The 746-nt window shown below is 67.8% G+C and carries 1 protein-coding gene; it reads right to left on the bottom strand.

What is annotated here, in order from left to right; all coding sequences use genetic code 11:
• Positions 1–746: aspartate kinase (locus G7A99_RS22680; RefSeq protein ID WP_163144281.1), on the bottom strand; the 746-nt coding region annotated here is incomplete at both ends.

The following is a 746-nucleotide window of genomic DNA, read 5'->3' as shown; positions in this document are numbered from 1 at the left end:
GAGATAAGCGGTTCTTCCATGCCTTCTTCCTCATACATGATCAGTGTGCCCGGCCCCTCCTCGAACGTGGAGAGGACGCGCAGGGGCACCTTGTACTTGCCGGCGAACTCGACGGCGCGGATCTGCAGCACCTTCGAGCCGAGGCTGGCCATCTCCAGCATCTCCTCGAAGGTGATGCGGTCGAGGCGGCGCGCCTGCGGCACGACCCGGGGATCGGTGGTGTAGACACCGTCCACGTCGGTATAGATCTGGCATTCGTCGGCCTCGAGCGCCGCCGCCAGGGCGACCGCCGTGGTATCGGAGCCGCCGCGGCCGAGGGTCGTGACCGAGCCGTTCTCGTCGACGCCCTGGAAGCCGGCGACCACCACGATGCGGCCCTCGTCGAGGTCCTCGCGGATGCGCTCGTCGTCGATGTCCTGGATGCGCGCCTTGCTGAAGGCGCTGTCCGTGAGGATGCGTACCTGCGGGCCGGTATAACAGCGCGCCGGCGCACCGAGGCGCTCCAGCACCATGGTGAGCAGCGAGATGGTCACCTGCTCGCCGGTGGAGAGCAGCAGGTCGAGCTCCCGCGGCCGCGGGGACTCGGACTGCGAGGCCGCATGCGCCAGCTCCATGAGCCGGTCGGTCTCGCCCTTCATCGCCGAGACCACGACCACGACCTTGTGCCCCGCATCCCGGGTGGCGATGGCCTTGCGGGCGACATGCTCGATGCGCTCGATATCGCCGACCGAGCTGCCACCATATTT

This window comes from Arhodomonas sp. KWT, assembly GCF_010993615.1.
The sequence above is the reverse complement of the archived record's forward strand: the minus strand, read 5'-3'. Positions and strand labels throughout refer to the sequence as shown.